At 51.6% G+C, this 640-nt stretch carries 2 protein-coding genes; both read left to right on the top strand.

The window, feature by feature from the left end; translation table 11 throughout:
- Positions 1–224: hypothetical protein (locus tag VF724_RS21320; RefSeq protein ID WP_371756240.1), on the top strand; the 224-nt coding region annotated here is incomplete at its 5' end.
- The coding region (locus tag VF724_RS21315; protein WP_371756239.1) for a hypothetical protein at positions 214–640 on the top strand (427 nt) is incomplete at its 3' end. The genes VF724_RS21320 and VF724_RS21315, both read left to right, overlap by 11 nt.

The following is a 640-nucleotide window of genomic DNA, read 5'->3' as shown; positions in this document are numbered from 1 at the left end:
TCAGTCTTGATTTTGTGAATGGATGTGTTAGACTTCACCTAAAGGGTGCTCCTCTCTTTGTGGATGTTGTTCTCGTCAAACACCATTCTATCAAAGATTCGGAGCACTTTTCATATTTTCAAAGAACATTACTTTCGAAATTCAGGTTGATTTCTTTTAACCTTGATTGGCTTTGTACCATTCTAGGTTTCTTTTTTTGGTGGGGGCTACCCAGTGCCGAATGAATCCAACATTCAACCAATAACACATATAACACATGTAACCCGTAAAAGAAACGGCAACACCTGCGTTTCCAGTGCCGAGGACAATGAAAGCAGCGGGCAAGTGGCCGTAGCCGCACCCGACAAGTCCAAGCCGGTGCAAATTTTGTCCAAAGGCGGCGGAGGGGGCGGCGGAAAATCCGGAGGAAGCTCCGGAGGCAACTCCGGCAAAGGAAACGGCAACGGAAACAACGGCAAGGGAGTCGGTTCCTGCGGCGGCTCAACGGCAACGGGTACCGACAACGCGCTGGAGCGCGGCCAAGGCAAAAAGCTCGGCTTGTACAAGAAGCTGCAGGACCAGTGGGCCGGACAATTGCAGCCCGGCCAGCTTCAGCCCGGCAACATCGAGCACATCCTGGCCGTCATCGACAACATCGTCA

It is taken from the genome of Ferviditalea candida, assembly GCF_035282765.1.
GTDB lineage: Bacteria > Bacillota > Bacilli > Paenibacillales > KCTC-25726 > Ferviditalea > Ferviditalea candida.
This window is presented reverse-complemented; position numbering and strand designations above follow the sequence as displayed.